Source organism: Halobacteriovorax sp. DPLXC-1, from assembly GCF_036903125.1.
GTDB lineage: Bacteria > Bdellovibrionota > Bacteriovoracia > Bacteriovoracales > Bacteriovoracaceae > Halobacteriovorax_A > Halobacteriovorax_A vibrionivorans.
Map to the genome: position 1 here is coordinate 457,670 of NZ_JAYMCO010000003.1, position 17,676 is coordinate 475,345.

At 38.1% G+C, this 17,676-nt stretch carries 17 protein-coding genes; 12 read left to right on the forward strand and 5 right to left on the reverse strand.

All coding sequences use genetic code 11. The features are described from left to right. Window positions 1-38 precede the first annotated feature (38 nt). The 6 genes from VCM44_RS12170 to VCM44_RS12195 all read left to right on the forward strand — a co-directional run bounded on the left by VCM44_RS12170 (window position 39) and on the right by VCM44_RS12195 (window position 4,826). The gene (locus VCM44_RS12170) at window positions 39-710 is read left to right on the forward strand and encodes a hypothetical protein (RefSeq protein WP_115361464.1); all 672 of its coding nucleotides are present in this window, start codon (window positions 39-41) and stop codon (window positions 708-710) included. 131 nt (window positions 711-841) lie between these two features. Further along, window positions 842-1,504, forward strand: a complete 663-nt coding sequence (locus VCM44_RS12175) for a thymidine kinase (protein ID WP_115361462.1) — start codon at window positions 842-844, stop codon at window positions 1,502-1,504. Next, window positions 1,488-2,330: a uracil phosphoribosyltransferase gene (locus VCM44_RS12180; protein ID WP_115361460.1), complete on the forward strand. Its 843-nt coding sequence runs from the start codon at window positions 1,488-1,490 to the stop codon at window positions 2,328-2,330. The genes VCM44_RS12175 and VCM44_RS12180 overlap by 17 nt, the downstream gene beginning before the upstream one ends. A 12-nt stretch (window positions 2,331-2,342) precedes the next feature. Further along, complete coding sequence (gene hpt, locus VCM44_RS12185; RefSeq protein ID WP_115361458.1) at window positions 2,343-2,855, forward strand: hypoxanthine phosphoribosyltransferase; 513 nt, start codon at window positions 2,343-2,345, stop codon at window positions 2,853-2,855. After that, window positions 2,848-3,864 carry a GHMP family kinase ATP-binding protein gene (locus VCM44_RS12190; RefSeq protein ID WP_334678920.1) on the forward strand — a complete coding sequence of 339 codons (1,017 nt, stop codon included), beginning with the start codon at window positions 2,848-2,850 and terminating at the stop codon, window positions 3,862-3,864. Before hpt ends, VCM44_RS12190 begins: the two co-directional genes overlap by 8 nt. Next, entirely contained in the window at window positions 3,861-4,826 is a 966-nt protein-coding gene (locus VCM44_RS12195) for a hypothetical protein (RefSeq protein ID WP_115361454.1), read from the forward strand. The genes VCM44_RS12190 and VCM44_RS12195 overlap by 4 nt, the downstream gene beginning before the upstream one ends. On the opposite strand, the gene VCM44_RS12200 is transcribed toward VCM44_RS12195, so the two are convergent. Further along, window positions 4,795-5,286 (reverse strand): hypothetical protein, encoded by a 492-nt coding sequence (locus tag VCM44_RS12200; protein WP_334678921.1) that lies wholly within the window; start codon window positions 5,284-5,286, stop codon window positions 4,795-4,797. The genes VCM44_RS12195 and VCM44_RS12200 overlap by 32 nt on opposite strands. 23 nt (window positions 5,287-5,309) lie before the next feature. Here VCM44_RS12200 and VCM44_RS12205 point away from each other — a divergent pair, with 23 nt between their 5' ends. Genes VCM44_RS12205 through smpB form a run of 5 tightly spaced genes read left to right on the forward strand, consistent with a single transcriptional unit; the run spans window position 5,310 to window position 10,015 of the window. Then, entirely contained in the window at window positions 5,310-6,248 is a 939-nt protein-coding gene (locus tag VCM44_RS12205) for a calcium/sodium antiporter (protein ID WP_334678922.1), read from the forward strand. A gap of 53 nt (window positions 6,249-6,301) precedes the next feature. After that, window positions 6,302-7,636 (forward strand): hypothetical protein, encoded by a 1,335-nt coding sequence (locus VCM44_RS12210; RefSeq protein WP_334678923.1) that lies wholly within the window; start codon window positions 6,302-6,304, stop codon window positions 7,634-7,636. A gap of 50 nt (window positions 7,637-7,686) precedes the next feature. Beyond that, complete coding sequence (gene tsaD / locus VCM44_RS12215) at window positions 7,687-8,760, forward strand: tRNA (adenosine(37)-N6)-threonylcarbamoyltransferase complex transferase subunit TsaD (protein ID WP_115361446.1); 1,074 nt, start codon at window positions 7,687-7,689, stop codon at window positions 8,758-8,760. Next, the gene (rsmA, locus tag VCM44_RS12220; protein WP_115361444.1) at window positions 8,760-9,563 is read left to right on the forward strand and encodes a 16S rRNA (adenine(1518)-N(6)/adenine(1519)-N(6))-dimethyltransferase RsmA; all 804 of its coding nucleotides are present in this window, start codon (window positions 8,760-8,762) and stop codon (window positions 9,561-9,563) included. Before tsaD ends, rsmA begins: the two co-directional genes overlap by 1 nt. A gap of 2 nt (window positions 9,564-9,565) precedes the next feature. Further along, window positions 9,566-10,015: an SsrA-binding protein SmpB gene (gene smpB / locus VCM44_RS12225; protein WP_115361442.1), complete on the forward strand. Its 450-nt coding sequence runs from the start codon at window positions 9,566-9,568 to the stop codon at window positions 10,013-10,015. Window positions 10,016-10,019: 4 nt separating this feature from the next. On the opposite strand, the gene VCM44_RS12230 is transcribed toward smpB, so the two are convergent. Genes VCM44_RS12230 through pal form a run of 4 tightly spaced genes read right to left on the reverse strand, consistent with a single transcriptional unit; the run spans window position 10,020 to window position 13,260 of the window. Then, window positions 10,020-11,630 carry a multiheme c-type cytochrome gene (locus VCM44_RS12230; protein ID WP_115361440.1) on the reverse strand — a complete coding sequence of 537 codons (1,611 nt, stop codon included), beginning with the start codon at window positions 11,628-11,630 and terminating at the stop codon, window positions 10,020-10,022. A gap of 13 nt (window positions 11,631-11,643) precedes the next feature. Then, window positions 11,644-12,423 (reverse strand): tetratricopeptide repeat protein, encoded by a 780-nt coding sequence (locus tag VCM44_RS12235; protein WP_115361438.1) that lies wholly within the window; start codon window positions 12,421-12,423, stop codon window positions 11,644-11,646. Window positions 12,424-12,444: 21 nt separating this feature from the next. Next, the gene (locus VCM44_RS12240; RefSeq protein WP_115361435.1) at window positions 12,445-12,756 is read right to left on the reverse strand and encodes a DUF4398 domain-containing protein; all 312 of its coding nucleotides are present in this window, start codon (window positions 12,754-12,756) and stop codon (window positions 12,445-12,447) included. 12 nt (window positions 12,757-12,768) lie between these two features. Further along, window positions 12,769-13,260: a peptidoglycan-associated lipoprotein Pal gene (pal, locus tag VCM44_RS12245; protein WP_115361433.1), complete on the reverse strand. Its 492-nt coding sequence runs from the start codon at window positions 13,258-13,260 to the stop codon at window positions 12,769-12,771. A 655-nt stretch (window positions 13,261-13,915) separates the two neighbouring features. Here pal and VCM44_RS12250 point away from each other — a divergent pair. After that, the gene (locus VCM44_RS12250) at window positions 13,916-17,665 is read left to right on the forward strand and encodes a hypothetical protein (RefSeq protein ID WP_334678924.1); all 3,750 of its coding nucleotides are present in this window, start codon (window positions 13,916-13,918) and stop codon (window positions 17,663-17,665) included. Window positions 17,666-17,676: the final 11 nt, after the last annotated feature.

Sequence of the window (17,676 nt, forward strand, 5' to 3'; positions counted from 1 at the left end):
CTATTTTCATTTATTTGGAATTCAATTAAAATAAAAACGTGATTAGCATTTATCAGCAATATATTAAGTACCTCCTTTATCCAAAACTTGTTAATTCAAATATAGCAAGCCACAGGGAAGAGCTCGAAAAGATTCGCGAAGCGCGTCTCTTTGAAATCGTAAAAGATGAGAGTCGACGAGGAGTACAATTAAAGTTTACTGATTTTACATTGGCCTCTTGGCCATTTGTTCTAATCTATGGCCTCTATTCACTGGTACAAATTCATATCGGTATTCTCTTATCTGCGCAAATGGCAAAGGAAGGCTTTCTTCCTGCAATTTTCTCATCAAGTGAATTTCAACAAAAGGCTTTCTTATTTTCGACACTATTTAAAGTTGTCTTCTTCCCACTTTCTGCCTGGGTTTTTGTTAAATTCTGGCGAGTGGTGATTTCTCTTTTTGCGGGACTCTTTGATAAGGATCTTGAGGGAGTTAATCTTGAAGATACGATTGCTGCGTCGCTCGTAGGGAATTTCTTTTTAATCATTCCAATCTTTGGGGACTTTTTAAAATTTGTTTCTCAAGTGGTCTACTTGTATTTTGGACTGCGTTATAATCTGAGGTTTTCTTTTGTGCAAAGCTTCTTTATTCTCTTATCCCCATTAATACTGATCGTAGGGCTTTTCCTCGTGATGCTAATGTACATCAGTCTCATCATAAGCTTTATTTAGGCTCACTGCACTCGTTGCGTTGCTTTCAATTTTTGATAGAAGATGTAAGTGGCCTAAAAACCCTTAGGCCGTCATAATAAATCCTAGAGACACAACACAAAAAAATCTGACATTAATAGGAGTTTAAGTCAATGTACGCAAGCCACGCACACCAAACCGGCGGCATTGAGGTCGTATGCGGACCAATGTTTTCTGGGAAGACGGAAGAGTTAATCCGTCGAGTAACTCGAGCACAAATTGCTCGTCAAAAAGTTCAAATTTTCAAACCTGTTATTGATGACCGTTATCACAAGACAAATGTCGTAAGTCATTCTTCACGTCATGTGGAAGCAGAACCGGTTAAGGATGCAGTTGAAATCTTACAGAAGGTTTATGATTCAACTCGTATCGTGGCAATTGATGAGGTTCAATTCTTCGATAACACAATTATCAAAGTCGTTTCTAAACTTGCTCGTCGCGGAATTCGCGTTATTTGTGCAGGCCTAGATCAAGACTTTAAATCAAAAGCTTTTGGTCCAATGCCAGAGCTTCTATGTATCGCAGACGATGTCATGAAGATTCAGGCCATCTGTACTGTTTGTGGTGCACCAGCTTCGAAAACATATCGACTACCAAGTGAGAATAAGAAAACTGTTCTTGTGGGAGAGGCCGATTTATATGAAGCAAGATGTCGTGCTCACTATGATTATTTAGATGAAGATCAAGATGTTAAGGCATTTTCAATTTCACTTGGAGGCTTAAAAGAGGTAAACTCTAAGAGCGAGGTGAAATTGGAAAATGAAAACACAATCTAAAATATCAAAACTTAAAGACGTACACTACGAATCTAACGATTTTAAAATAAGTCAAATCGAACACAAATATGGAGAGAATGTTTACATTCTCTCCAATCCTTTGGCAGAAAGCTTATTAGCGCGCTTTTCAAATGAAGGCGTCATTCAGCCAGAACTCAATCACTTAATACAAAAGCTATACTTTATTCTTCTTGAAGCAGTACTTGGAAATTCATTTCCTAAGGAAGTTATTGAAGTTCGCTCTCGTATGGCAGGGCTTACAGATAAGGCCGTTTTTGATCAAGAGGTCATAAAGAAAGAGCAACCTGTTGTTTGTGTGGATCTTGCGCGCGCAGGAACTTTCCCAAGTCACGTTTGCTTTGAAAATCTAAACTATTTCTTAAACTCTTCTTTAATCCGTCAGGATCATTTCTATGTTAATCGTAAGGTAGATGAAAATGAACAAGTGATTGGAGTGGATGTTAGTGGATCAAAGATTGGTGGCGGCCAAGAGGGTGCTATTGTCATTCTTCCTGATCCAATGGGGGCAACTGGTGGTTCCATGTCTTTTGCGGTTGGACACTACAAAGATCAAGTTAAGGGCAAGGCCTTAAAATATATTTCGATTAATCTCATTGTAACGCCTGAGTATATTAAGCGTATGCAAAAGGATCATCCTGATGTGGAGATCTATGCGCTAAGGCTTGATCGAGGACTTTCTCCGGAGCACGTTTTAAAAACAGTTCCTGGAACTCTTTGGGATGAGGAAGTTGGTTTAACTGGAAAACAATACATCGTACCAGGAGCAGGTGGTGTCGGTGAAATCTTAAATAACTCATTTGTATAGTAAGGAAAGTTTATGGCCATTGAAACTTATATTTCTCAAGAGAAAATTGAATCACGTATTAAAGAATTAGCTAGGCAAATTGATCAAGACTTCGGTGGAGAAGAGGTTGTGGTCGTTGGTGTGTTAAATGGTGCATTTATTTTCGTGGCCGATCTTATTCGTCAGATGAAGTCTCCTGTTTATTTCGACTTTATTGGAGCTAGCTCTTATAAGGGAACAGAAAGTACAGGAAAGATTACAATCACTAAAGATATTAAAGTTGATATTAAAGGCAAGAACGTTGTTCTTGTTGAAGATATTGTGGATACAGGACTTACAATTAGTGAGTTAAACGTTCTACTAAAAGAAAGAGAACCAAAATCAATTAAACTTGCAACATTACTGCATAAGCCTGCAAAGACTGCACATCCAGTTTCGATTGATTATCTTGGTTTTGAAATTGAAGATAAATTTGTTATTGGCTACGGCCTAGACTTTGACGGACGCTATAGAGAGCTGCCGTATATTGGAATTTATAATGGTTAAAAGTGCTTCAAATGAAGGATCTGTAAGAGTTGATCTCTTAGGGGGAACTCTCGATATTGTTCCTATCAATCAGGTTCTTAGAAATACAATTACACTAAACTTGGCAACATCACTTAAGGCCAAGGTTATTATTGAAGAAATTGACTATGAAGGTGTTGAGTTTGTTTCAATTGATTATGAATCAACAACTCGCCATTCTAGTGTCGATTTCACAAATGAAGATTTTGAAGGTGAGACCTTTGGGCCACTTTCATTTCTTGCTCAAATTCTTCACCACTTTCAGCTAACGAGTGGAATACGTCTTACGACTGAATCCGGATCGCCTCCTGGTGCTGGCCTTGGTGGCTCTTCATCAATGGGTGTGACTGTCTATAAAGCGCTATGTGATTTTACTGATCGCGAATTTGATCGCCAAACGGCCATCAATACTGTTCAAAATATTGAATCGAAGATCTTAAATAAGGGCCCTTGTGGTTACCAAGATTATTATCCCGCTCTTTACGGAGGGGTTCTTGCTCTAAAGGCAACTGATAGTGCTATTGCAGTTGAACAACTTTATAGTGACTCTTTTAAAAATTTCTTAGAGTCTCATTTAACTTTAGTTTATTCTGGAAAGCTGAGGCTTTCAGCAATTAATAATTGGCAAGTTTACAAAGACTTCTTTGATCATGAAAATGGTGTAAGAGAAGGGCTTGCAACAATTCGTGACTTAACATTCTCTGCTTATCGCGCAATTAAAGATGGGCAATTTGATGACTTTCTTGGACTTCTTTGTCGTGAAGGTGCACAAAGAGAAAAGTTATTTTCAGGAATTGTTACTGATGACATGAGAGCTCTCTATTCAAAACTTAGAGAAAGTGGGCATGTTATTGGTATGAAGGTTTGTGGAGCTGGTGGAGGCGGATGTTTCATTCTTGCTCACGGCCCACAACATAAAGAAGCTGTATTAAAGGAGATTACACGCTCAAAGATGAAGGTCTTAGAGTTTAGTGTTGAAGCGCCACTATGAACTTAACTTTTAATCGCGTCGCCGGACTTTCAATGAAGGGAGGAAGAAGAGATAATTTCTTTTTCTGCCTACTTGATCACCATAAAGAAAGCGGACGTTGGTTTCTTAAGTCTATTCTGGATGTAAAAGATGAAGATGAATACTCTGATGGAGATGATATTCTCAATCAGTGGATTGATAAATACGATTTGAAACACGTCATTGTGGATTTCCCTCTTTCTCGCCCGGCCTGTCATGAGTGTAATCTAAAGTGCCCAGGTGTTGCCAAGTGTCCAGTGGGGCATGTGGAGAAGGTCAGAGAAGATATTACGGCCATCTTAGAAATTGATCGAAAGATGGAAGAAGAAAATCCAAAAGAGTATGAGAGAAGAAGAAATTTTGAAGATCTCACTCATTTTGATCGCGATACTTTTTCTAAAGAGTCTCAGGACTTTATGTTATCAAAGTCATTTAAGAGAAGATTGAAAAAAGGTTTTGTTCCTTATTGGAATCGCTCACTTGATTTTTGGATTTGGTGCTCATATCACGATCAACTCTTAGAACTCTTTAATACAACTTTTGATTCATTTGGAAATACATCACTCATGATGCTTTCGCGCTTTTCTTATATGAAAAGACATTTCCCTCAGGAGTGTTTCTTCTATGAAGGGCATGTAAACCTCATTCTCTTAGAATTATTAAAGAGTCGTATCATTCTAAAAAAGAATATCTTAAATCTCACAGATCTTGATCTTGGAATTGAGGCCCGTCTTGATATTGTGAAAAAGATAGAAAATAAGCTAGGGATCTTTATCTATGATAATGATTTAGAGATCATTGTAAAAAATGTTCGTGCCTTTGATTCATTCTTACTTGCTGTATGTGGACTTCAAAAGGCCAAAGGCCAGGCACGCAGTATGCCTGATTGGACTCTTCCTCATTTAACAAATTTTATTCTTCCTTCATTTGTCTCTGGTACTTAAAGCCAAATGCATTAAAGAGAAGAATGATTCCAGGAATCATAAACATCAATACTAGGGGATTTGAAAAATCCCATAAGGCCACAATTGGCATCAGCACACCTGCCGTCCAACAATAGAATTTTAGGTAGCCGTCAGCAAATTTCTTATCATAGAAACGAAAGAGGTATATGAAGAGATGAATGATGAGATAGATACAAATAAGAGTTATGGCCGATTGAATCATCAGATCCACAATTTGTTTTTGAAAGACAGGGTCTTTCATCATTGATGCACTGGCCTTATCTACTTGTTCCATCATTTTTGCTGTGGTGCTTAAATAATCCTCATACAGCTTAGGATCTGTATAGAGAATATAGATATAGGCAGCAACAAAGATGTCGGCAATAAAGCACGACGAAATATTTAGGAATTTGAAATTCTTTTTGCTAAACTGAAGATAAATGCGTTTTAAATCTAACATATGTTAATTATTGGAAATAATTTATGGTTTTACAAGTTGTGTTATTAGTTCTTGCTATTGTTATGCTTTATTATGGGGCCGAGTTTGCTCTTGAGTCTGCAGAGAAAATTGGTCTTGCTCTAGGACTATCTCCTTTAGTTATTGGACTTTTAATCGTAGGATTTGGAACATCGCTTCCAGAATTCTTCGTCTCTCAGCTAGCAAGCTATCGCGGTGATCCAGGGATTGCTCTGGGAAATATTGTGGGCTCAAATATTGCCAACCTCTTTTTGATCCTAGGGGTCTCGGGACTTCTTGGAAGACTCTTTTTGACGTCAGCAGATATTAAGAGACAATTAATTCTTCATTTAATCCTTACTGCAATCTTAGGTGTTGTACTCTTACAAGAGCAAATCTACTGGTGGGGAAGTGCTCTTCTTCTTGGCTTCATGGCCTTCTACCTCTTTGACACATTTAGAGAGATGAAAAAAGAGCGCGCCCATATGGCCGACCCTGAAAAACCAAGTCATAAAGAAGATGAAATTAAAATGAAAGAGATTCTTCACCTTCTTGCTGGCTTTGCCCTTTTATATGGTGGGGGAGAGTTACTAGTTAAGAGTGGAACTGGACTTGCCTTGGCATTTGGCATTTCAAGTTATGTTATCTCTGCTATTTTTGTGGCCTTTGGAACTTCATTTCCTGAACTTGTTACGGCAATCATGACAGTAAAGAAGGGAAAGAACTCCGATATCATCACAGGAAATATCATCGGTTCAAATATTTTCAACGTGGCCTTCGTTCTTGGAAGTTTGGTCTTTTATAAAATTAAAATTTCAGAAAATTTCATGCCCGAGGTTTGTGCTCTAGTATTTGCAGCACTTTTCTTAATTGCAATCTCTTATATGAAGAGAGCATTTTATCGTATTGCGGGGAGTATTTTCTTGGCCTGCTATATTGGAATGGTGCTTTACTGGGTGAGATAAAAGCATAAAGTTCCATCTAGGGAAAAAATTGGGCAAGTGTTAAAATATCTTCTATGAGTTTTAACGTCTTAATTGCGGAACCAGATTTTGAATTAAGTGATATATACGTCTTAGGTATCGAGAACACGTTCCAAGATTCCAATATCACGCGAGTTGCTAGTTTTAAGGATCTTAAGGCCAAGCTCAATGCGTCTGGTAATTATCATCTTATTATTTCAGAGTACTTTCGCGATGGGGACGAGGATATTTTCTCTTTTCTCGATAGTAAGTCGTTAAATATTCCAACTCTAACGATTACATCATTCACTGAAGCAGAGTTTATAAACTTTGAACGTGATATTACTTATCACTTAAAAAGAGCGCATCTTCCAAAACCATTTTCTTATGTCTCATTTGAAAATATCGTCACGGAATTGAGTGGACCTTCAAGTTTTGTTCAATCTCGAACAGCTTATAAGAAAATCAATACAGAGTACTTCCTTAGAGGAACCATTGCTCTTTGCGATACCTATGTAAAACTTAGTGATTCAAAATTTGTTAAGGTCATCAAAAGGGGAGATACTTTTACAATCTCTCAAATTGAAAGTTATCTTGATCGCGATATTAATTATCTCTATATCAATAAAGATGATCTGGATGAATTTGTCGTTAATGCAGGTGAAGTTTCATTTCTAAAATACGATCCATCAACGCCAGCTGAACATCTGGATATTGCTCAAAAGTCGATTATGACTCTAAAGAGACTCGTTGGAAATTATGGAATTAGTGAAGGTTCCATGGCCGTGGTGGATAGTTATGTTTCAAATCTTAAAAAACTATCCCAAGGTAGTGTGAAGCTAAAGAATCTCTTGGCAGAAAGAGAGCAGATGACAAATTACCTCTATGACCACTGCTACCTAACAAGTATCTTAGGTGTTGAAATTCTAAAGCAGCTGGCCTGGGGAAAGAAAGATAATATTGAAACGATTATTCTGACTTCTGTTTACCACGATCTTCTCTTAGAAGATGAGTCACTTGCTCGCATCTCTTCTCAAGGAGAGCTTCTTAAGGCCGAGCTAAGTGATTATGATAAGAATATTGTTCTAAGTCACGGGCGTCTGATATCTGAAACTCTTGAAAAAGAGGGGATAAATGACCAGAATCTTTACGAAATCCTCGTCAATCACCACGAAAAACCTGATGGAAATGGCTTTCCCCGTGGGCTATATGCTAAACAAATTAAGCCCTTAACAGCAGTTTTTATTGTGGCCCATGAGCTAGCTAAGAAGATGGAAGAGTATCACTACGATCTTGAGTATAGTGAAGACATCGCAAAGCATATGCAGGCCAACTTTTCCAAAGATCACTTTGAAAAAATTGTCAAAATTGTCGATAAAATTCTCAAATAGTGATAGGGTGCACCTAAATAAATCAATAACTTAAAAAACGGTAATAAGCTGTGAGTCAAAAGTATATTTTAGGCATTGAAACAAGTTGTGACGACACATCAGTGGCGGTTCTTAAAGGTGATCCAACTTCTGGGCAGGCCCCTGAAGTTTTGGCATTTGAGTTATTTTCACAAGAGCAAATGCTTGCCCAATGGGGTGGAGTTGTTCCTGAAATTGCTTCTCGAAATCACCTCGATAAATTGGCCCCGCTCTTAGATGTAACCATTAAAAAAGCAGGTGTGACACTTTCAGATATTGATCTTGTTGGTGTGACGACTTTCCCAGGACTCCTTGGTCCACTTTTAACGGGACTAAATGCGGCCAAGACGATTTCTCTTTTAAAGAAAGTGGATATCTTTGCGGTAAACCACCTCTTTGCTCATCTTGAAGCAGTTCATCTCACTCATGAAGTGACTTATCCATATATCGGACTTCTTGTAAGTGGAGGCCACAGTCTCTACACTCTTGTTCGCGCAAGTGATGATGTGGAAGTTCTTGGCTCAACAATTGATGATGCCGCAGGTGAGGCCTATGACAAAGGCGGAAAGCTAATGGGACTTGGTTATCCTGCTGGCCGAATTATTGATGATCTAGCAAAAGAAGGTGATATCAATCGTTTTGAATTCCCTGTGGGGCTTAAGACTTCAAAAGATTGTAACCTAAGTTTTTCAGGTGTGAAGACGGCCCTGAGAACCTTTCTAGAGAAGAACCCAGATTATTATGTGAAGTCTCCTGAAGATATTAATCAGGATACAAAAGATATTTGTGCTTCTTATCAGCACGCTATTGTGTCGGCCCTAAAGCTTAAGCTTCGCTATGCAATTGAGAAAGCTGGAGAGTTGGGACATAAGAATCTCCCTGTTGTTGTGGGAGGCGGTGTCGCTTGTAATAGCTATCTAAGAAAAGTTTTAAAAGAGAAGTATAAGAACGTATTCTTTGTTGAACCTAAATATTGTACAGATAATGGTGCCATGATTGCTAATTATGCCCTAAGAAATTATGAGAGTCGTATTAAGTATCCTGCTACACTTAGCATTGATGCACGTTCTCGATTTATTAATAAGAAAGAACATAGGAAGACTTAGTGGAAGATAGCAAGAAACTACCTTGGGCCAATAAAGATCTAGGACAACACTTCTTAAATAATCAGAATATTATTTCTAAGATAACAGATGACTTTGCTGAAGTTGCCGAAAGTATTATTGAAGTAGGACCAGGCCCTGGAATTCTTACTAAGAACCTTGCTGCTCATAACCAAGATATTCACGTTGTTGAAAAAGATGAGCGCATGATTGAATACCTTGCACCAATTGTAAAAGCTGATCATATCAACTTTACGGATGCATTGGCCTTTGATTTTGAGGCCTTCATTAATGAGAAGGGACTTGGTGATAAGACATGGCTTGTTTCAAACTTGCCTTATAATATTTCAACGCCGCTACTTCTTAAATTTCTTCAAACACCATCAATTAAATATATGACATTGATGTTTCAACGAGAAGTTGCCGATAAGGTCTTTGCCTTTGCTTCAAAGAAGAATTTCATGGGCTCTCTAATGGCCTTATCACAAACATATTTTAAAACATCGCTTCTAGTTAAGGCGCCTCCGGGAGCTTTCACGCCACCACCAAAAGTGGACTCGGCCGTTATTAGCTTTGAGAGAATAGACAATCCTGTGATTGCTCTGGACGAATTTACAAAATTTGAGAAATTCTTAAGAGCAGTGTTTCAATTTAAGAGAAAGCAGCTAGGAAAGGTTCTAAAGAGCTATACTTCTGTTGAAAAAATTCAAGCGGGCCTAGCACATATCAATCAACCTTTGACAGTTAGGGCAGAAGCGCTAAAATTAGAAGACCTGCAAAATCTATATAAATTTTTAAATGAGTAAATATGGGAAAGAAAATAATAGCCAAAAATAAGAGAGCAAAGTTCGATTATCAATTACTTGAACTTTACGAAGCTGGAATGGTTCTCGCTGGAACAGAGGTGAAGTCATTGCGTGCTGGAAAAGTCTCAATTGGTGAGGCCCATATTACAATTGATAAAAATGGCGAAGTTTGGGCCAATAATATCAAGATTCCTGAATATGAATTTGGAAATCAATTCAATCATGAAGAGGCGAGAAAGAGAAAGCTTCTTCTCCATGAAAAAGAGATCGCTGAAATCGCTCACCGTGCAAAGGCCGAGCGCTTAACGATTGTTCCAACGATTATCTATTTTAAGGGTTCTCGCGTGAAGTTAGAAATTGCCTTAGCTAAAGGTAAGAAGCTCCACGACAAGCGATCTGATCAGCAGAAAAAAGATGTTGAAAGAAAGTTAAGAAGAGGTGACTACAACTAAGCTCTTAGTGCACCATCTTCTTGTACATTTTTTCAAAGTAATCTTCATCAACACCTGAATAAACTCCATCGCGATCTTTCTTATACCACTCTGGTGATTGGTCACTTGTGTGACACTCAAGGCATTTATTCTTTATTGAAGCTTTTGTGTGGGCCAATTTTTGCTCATCATTTTCAATAGCAAATGGGTGATCAGTAACAACCTCATGACAATTTAAACACTGAACATTGGCATAGCTATGCTCAACCTTATGCTTCTCATCAAGCTTATCCCATTCAACACGAAGAGCTGATACTTTCTTATCAGAGAGCTTACGAATTGATTTAACATCCTTGAAGGCCTTTGAAACATCTTGCCAATACTTATTCTTATGGCCGCTAAAGCCTTTATCTGTTGTCTTTAAGTCTTTGAAGTGAACAATATCGTTGTGATTGATATAACCACCTTCTTCATTCATTCCAACAGAGTGGCACTTCATACAAGAGGTCTTATTTTCTTCTCCTGCAATCATAAGCGTTGCAAAAGAAACTGAGTGAGGAGTCTTTGCCCAGTGTTCTCCTTGGGCCTCGTGACATTCAAGACAGCTCTTAGCATCTGGAATCTTTTTGATTTCATTACCGCCTGAGTACATCATCTTTTGTTCCTCATCACGAATCTGATCTAATTTCTTCTTTGATTCATTGATATAGGCCGTAAATGGGTTATTTGGAATTTTCTCTCCTAATTGCTCACGCATTTCGTGGTATGAAAATTCTTTTTCTAGCTTCTCTTTTCCACTTGAGATGGCAATCTCTCCTATGTAGTGGTTCTTTGAGAGAACTTGAACGATTTGAGTATCACCAACATCAATTGAATAATTAGTAAAACTTTGTGAGTGAGAACCAATAATCCAATCGATCATAGGAAATTTCTTAGCAAAGCCTTTATCGTAATCAAGTCCTGCGTGAGACATAACCACAAGCTGTGTTAGTGGGTTTTTCTCGTCGTATCCAGCTTCTTTAAGCTTCTTTAGGGTTTCAGGAAAACTTGCTTCAGGTCTTTTAAAATAACCTTGTAATGGGCCTTGAATAGTACTTGGTTCAACAATTCCTGTTAAATAGACTGTCTTCTTTCCAAATACAATCTTAGTAAACTCTTGATGAGGGAAGTCCTTCTTTTTTTCATCACTTAAGTTTGAAACAAGGGGAGTGAAGCTAACTTCACTTAGAACTTCTTTATAAAATCCAACACCAGCAGCAAGATCCTGATCTCCAGGAAGAGTGTATTTTAGGCCAAGTTTATCGAGTCCTTTAGCAACATCCTTTGCTGCTTGCATTTGTGATTTTGCAATATGAGTTGGAACGATTGAAGAAGGAAAGAGCATATCTCCTGTATCAACATAGAGAAATTGTTTTTCTTTTTTTAGCTCGTGCATAAAGCCTGCTACTTGTGGAAGTCCTCCCAGAGGGAATTGACGGCATCCACAAGGATGTGTTTCACCTGAGATTGAATGAGAGAAGAGGATGGAAAACTTAGGGCCTTCAATCTTTAGCTCTGAGTTTGCTTTATCCATGTCGATAATACTTTGGCACGAAAGTGCTAAAGTTAAAGTAAGTAATCCAAATATTCTCTTCATTGAGTGACCTTTCTTATTTTAATCTTGCTAGTAATTTCTTTGCTGCAGGAACGTGGCGACTTTTAGGAAATGACTTAAGCATCTCTTGAAGAATCGCTATGGCCTGATCTTTTTGTCCTTTCTTTTCAAAAGAGCGGGCAAGGTAAACTAATCCATTAGCGTTATAAGGTGATTTTGGTTTTTTCGTATATAAAGACGAGAAGTAAGTGATGGCATCATCATATCTCTTTTGAATATAAGCTACCATTCCAAGGTTGTGGTTGATACGATCTCTGCTTTTGCCTTTGATCTTTCCGGCTTTATAAAGCTCTTCTAGGATAGGGCGTGCTTGAGAATACTTACCCTTTCCATAGAGATACATGGCCTCGTTATAAGGAGAGCGCTTCTTTGCAGCTGCTTTTGCTCTTCTTTGCTTATCTTTTTTTTTTAGCAGAGCAATAACTTCTTTAATATACTTATCTTGCTCTTCAATTTTTGCAGAAAGCTTTGTTACTTCATCAGTTAGGGAAGTGTTTTGTTCTTCGAGCTTATTAATTTTATTTTGTAGCTCTTCAACCTTTTGGTCTTTACCATTGGTATACTCTTCCATTTGTCCTTGGAAAGCGGCGATAGAAGACTCTAGCTCTTGCATCTTAGAGATGGCATCTGCATTAAGTCTTTGACTCTGCTGCATTTGAACCGACATTGTATTGATTTTCTTTTCGCGCTCAATTTGTTCCTGTGTCTTACAAGAAGTCATTGATCCCATTAAAGTTATTAATGTGATAGTCGATAGTAGGGAAGTTTTCTTCATGAGAAATTCTCCAGAATATGATTAGATGCTATCGAGAGTTTTTTTACGATAGGCTTTGAATTCGGCCTTTTCAGAAAATTGTTTTGATAAAATGGCGTATTTCTTAGCTTTATTAAAAAACTTTCTCTTGTAGCTTGATTTAGCTTTTAAGTAGTAGAATTCGGCTTTTCGATAGAGGTTAGGGGCGAGTGTTTGGCCACCAGCTTCCTTTGCCGCAAGGAAAGCAACCTGTGCATAAGTCATTTCTAACTTAGGGCGTACGGTCGTTAGACCGCAACTACCCAGAGTTAGAAGTAAAAGTAAAAATGTAATTTTAGACTTTAATACTTTCATTTATTCTTCAAATTACTTAGAAACAACAACGAAGTTTCCTCTTCTGTTTTGTGACCAAGACTCTTCAGAGTGACCAAAAGCGATTGGTCTTTCTTTTCCGTAAGAAGTCGTAGAGATTCTTGAAGCATCAACACCAAGAGCTACTAGGTAGTTCTTAATTGCACGTGCACGGTTTTCACCAAGTGCCATGTTGTACTCACGTCCACCTCTTTCATCACAGTGACCTTCAACTTGTACTTCAACATCAGTGTTCTCTTTTAAAAATTCAGCGTTAGCTTCAAGAGTCGACTTAGTAGACGAGTTTAGGTTTGAAGAATTAAATGCAAAATAAACAGTTCTTAGAGCACCTGCTTTACCAGAGTCTGAATCACCGTTTAACTCAAGTGATGAGTTTGCGTACTCTACTGATTCAACAGAAGATGAATCATTTTTCTTAGCGTCTGAACCACATGAAGTCATAACTAGTGCAGAACCTAAAAGTAATAACGTAAAAAGTTTTTTCATTTGTTCCCCCTTTCCATATATAGAGATTATTCTTGTTAATGAAAAAATTAGATATACCCATAAAGTATATAATAAATTTAGGTGTTTAGATACCGGCAGAAAAGGAATTAAATCCTGATAAAAGTGCTCAGCTTCATGAAAACCTATAGTTGATATGATTATTTATCGGGATTTCACTATTTATCTAAACACGTTTTTTCGCAACTTTTTGCCAAAATTTTATGGGTTAACAGTTAAAAAAAAGTAAAGTTTCTCAATCTCTATTTACAATGTGAAACGATCAAAATAATGTTTATTTGAGGTTATTGAAAAGTCCTTATCTTGTGTGTAAAAGCCTGGCCGCCGTCTTTTCCTGTCTCTGCTTAAGTTGCGGCCAGGCATTTTCTCTAAACTCAATTCTTAATATTCCACTAACATTGCAAATAGTTCTTCAATAATCCTTCATAGTTACAGGGCCTATTTTTAATAACTTGTAGGACCACTTTGTCCCTTCTGACACCAGAATCCATGAAGTCTTTACAAGGTTAGGTGTTATATTCTGAAACTTTCTTACATTTAAGGTATTTTCACAATGTTTTCTATGGGCCGTCTCCACAAAGGAAAATCAGGGTTATAGAACTAATTTAACGAAACATGATCTAAAGGAGAGGGATTCATGAAGAGATCGACTAAAAGTTTAGTTTTATTATCGCTATTGGCATTAAGCGCCAACGTTCACGCACAGTTACCTGATGAAATCGATTATCCGACGTACCTATCAAAGTACTCTCAAGCAAAGTCCGATTCTGATAGTGCTCGTATGAGTGCCAATCAGCTTAAGAGCATGCTTCAGCAAATCGCTGCAGACTTAGAAGCAAATGGTTCTGCAATAGCAATCTCTAAATCAGAAATTGATGAGGCCGTAGCTATCATCAGTCAATTGAGTACAGAGAATATGGATCTCGACAATACAATTGCCATGCTAACGGAAGAAAACCTTGGCCTTGGTGATGAACTACAAAGACTTGCTCGCGCTATCTCTGAATTATCAAGTGAGCAAAGAGAAATCCAAGATGATCTAGTCGGTCCTCAAAGAAATGCACATAATCTTCGTTCTGCCCTTGATTCAGTAACAAAGAATCTTCACCAAAATGGTGATCGTCTACAAAAGGCGCAAAAGAAGTTAGATCGTAATCGTGATAAAATTAAAAATCTTGAAGGAAATATCAAAACGGCAATCGATGAGAGTGATCGCCTAAATCTTAAGCTTCCTAAGATTCAAAATAATATCAAACAAAAGAAAGAAGACCTTGATAAGGCCACATCAAAAATTTCTCAATTAGAGAATCAAGTGACTAAGTTTCAGGCCGAGCTTGTCAGTGCAAACCAAGAGGTTAGTGCGGCCAAGGCAAAGGTTGATCAATTAGAAAGTAAAATCTCAAAGCAAGAGGCCAAGGTAGCTCCTCTTGTTGAAAAGAAGAATAGACTAAACGCTCTGGCCATTAAGGCGCAATCAACAGTATCTTCTAAGAAGAGTGAATTAAATAAGGCAAAGAATGAGCTTTCATCAGCTAAATCAAAGCTTTCTTCTCTTAAAAGTGAAAAGCAACAACTTGCAGCTCAAAAGAATGCATTAGAAGAGAAGAAAACTAAGTTTGAAGAAAAGCTTGCCCAAGTTGAAGCAACTCTTAAAGAGCTAATGGCAAATCGTGATCGTGGAAATGCTAATAAGATTAAAAACCTTAGAGAGCAAAGAAAACTTCTAAGACAAAAAATTGCAGAAGTAACACCACGTCTTAATAAAGTTGAAGCAGATTTAAATAAAACTTCAGCTGAACTAGCTCAAGCAAAGAAGGTTATTGCTGGTGGAGATACAAAAGTTTCTAATCTCGAGCAAGAAGTCGCAGCTGCTGAACTTCAAGTTAAGAAGCTCTTAGCTGATATCTCAGCGGTAGAAAATGAAATCGCACAGGCCGTTCCTCAACTTGCAAGACTTAAGAATCGCCTAGCGAGTGCTAAGACTGAATTAAGAAGTGCTCAAAGTGCACAAGCAAGTGCAAAGTCTAAGCTTGATCAGAAGCAGACGGCCCTTGCTCAAGTGAAAAAAGATATCAAGAGAATCGAAGGAGATATCGCTTCACTTAAAGATCAAAAACAAAAAGCGCAAGAGAGAATCACTATCATTGCAAGTGATCTAAAGCGTATGAGACGTGAACTAAACCAAGAAAAGAATGACTTCGATGCAAATCGCCGTGTGGTTGGAACACTTCGAAATACACAAAATGCTCTTAAGTCAGAGCGCGATTCATATCAAAGAAGACTTTCAATTGTTGAAGATGAAATCCGCCACCTACGTGGAGAGCTTGATAAGGTTCAAGCACAGCTTCTAACTCTTGAAGATGAGCACAAGCAAAGAGATCAGCAATACGTTTCAAACGTACAAACGATCCAAAGCTCACAAGATCGTATGCAGAGTAACTCTTATACAATCTCTTCTAAGCAATCTCAGATTGCACAAAATGAAAATCGCATCCAAGAGCTTGAGTCTCAAAGAAGCGCACTTTTAGAAGATCAACTTGTAAAAGAAGGTCAATTTGCACAAGCTGATGCTGTGGCAAGTGATTTAGAATCAATCACTCAAGAAACTTATGAGGAGTATGAAGATCGTAAAGAATTATATGCTGATTACAAGAGTGAGGCACAGCAAATGGGTGCTTCTCAAGGTCAAGCGGCCGGTGCAACTGCTGGTGAATACGCTGGATCTGCTGATGTAAAAGAAGATGCTTCTTTATACGGATCTAAGAATGGAACAACTCTTGGTGAGTTAAGAGGATATCTAGCTGGACTTGTTGACGGTAAAGAGCAAGGACTTGAGGCTGGTTATGACGAAGGTGTTAACTCTCAGGCCAGTTATGATGAAGGTTACGCAAAAGGTTATGAGCAAGGACTACAAACAGCTGTCGCTCTAGCTAAGAAAGAAAATTTCCCACAAGGGTATGCACAAGTTAAAGAAGAGAAATTTTCAACACTACCAACTAATAAAGTTGTTCTTGAAAATAGTGTAAACGGAAGCTTATTTATGGAGAAGGCATTTGCCTTTGCCTCAACTGCGGCCCAAACACTTACAGAGAGCTTTGGAATTGAGACACCTGATTATGTTTCAACTGAAGCCTTTGCACCAGTAAGAATCAAGTCAAAGGTTGATGTTGAAATCGCTCGCGTTGAAAAAGAGATTGCTCGTCATGAAGATAATGATCAAGTTTCTAAGGCCAAGCCTCAATATGTTTACACTGCGCCAACTCGTATCGACGTTGATGAGGATTTCAAAAATTGTTTTGATGTCTACAAAGGTGTTTCTGATTTTAAAGAAGCTTGTGGTGATTCTTATGAGTCTGCTTATAAGTCTCAATTTGTTAGAGATCACAAAGACACTTTCTTTGCTGCTTATGAAGCATTATTTGAAGAAGCAAGTGTTGAAGCTGCAAGCGGTGACTTCTCAGGTGAGACAAGAAAAGCTTTTGATAAAGCATATAAGACGGCCTTTGCTGAAGCTCGCTTAGAAGGTGAGGGAGTTGCTTACCAAAATGGTGCAACTGATGGTGAAGAAGCTGGATTTGATGAGAATATTGCAGCTAAGCGTTCTGAGCAACTTGCCAAAGGTAAGAGTGAAGCAGCTAACTTATTTGCAAGTAGCGGTGTTGTTCGCCTTAATAAGTACGCACAAACAAGTGTAAAAACTGAAGATCCAAAAGGTCTTACTCAGGATGGAAAATTCTCAGTAGGTCTTGGACTAGTAAACTTTGGTAAGCTTGCAACAAACCGAGGAGCAGTGTCGGCAAAGGTTATCGCAGCATCATCAAATGTTTCGGTTTCAAATACTCGTGCTAACTTAAGAGTTCTACCGGCATCATCTCAAATTGACTTAAGTGATGTTATCCAAGCGAAGGTTACAAATAACGCTCGCCCAGGATCTGAAGTTAAGATGCAAATTGAGCTGACTTACCCAGGTGACGCTTTACGTGGAAGCTATACTGAAGTTGCAACATTTGTTTCAAATGTCATGGTTAATCCTGAGGTACAAGTTGGATTAGAATTTGATGATAAAGTAAAAGATCGCAAGTGTTTCCTAGGTTTATTTAACTGTAAGTTTAGAAGCCACGATGTGAAAGTTAAGCTAACTGGTCTACGTGACTTTGTTCCTGGAAGCTATGATGTTGCAATCAGTGTTTTAGAGGGTGGAAAGTTCATCAATCTTAAGAAAGCTCAAACTCAAGTTGCTGCTCCAGGTAAAGGAGTTGTGGCCACAGGAGCTCTAACTTATAAGTTTAAGAAGAAAACAAAAGACGATAAACTCAAGTTTAAAGTCGATGTTTCTTACAAAGGCGAATTACTTCAGTCCAAAGTATTCGATGTAAGAGCAAAATAGAAAAAAAGCCT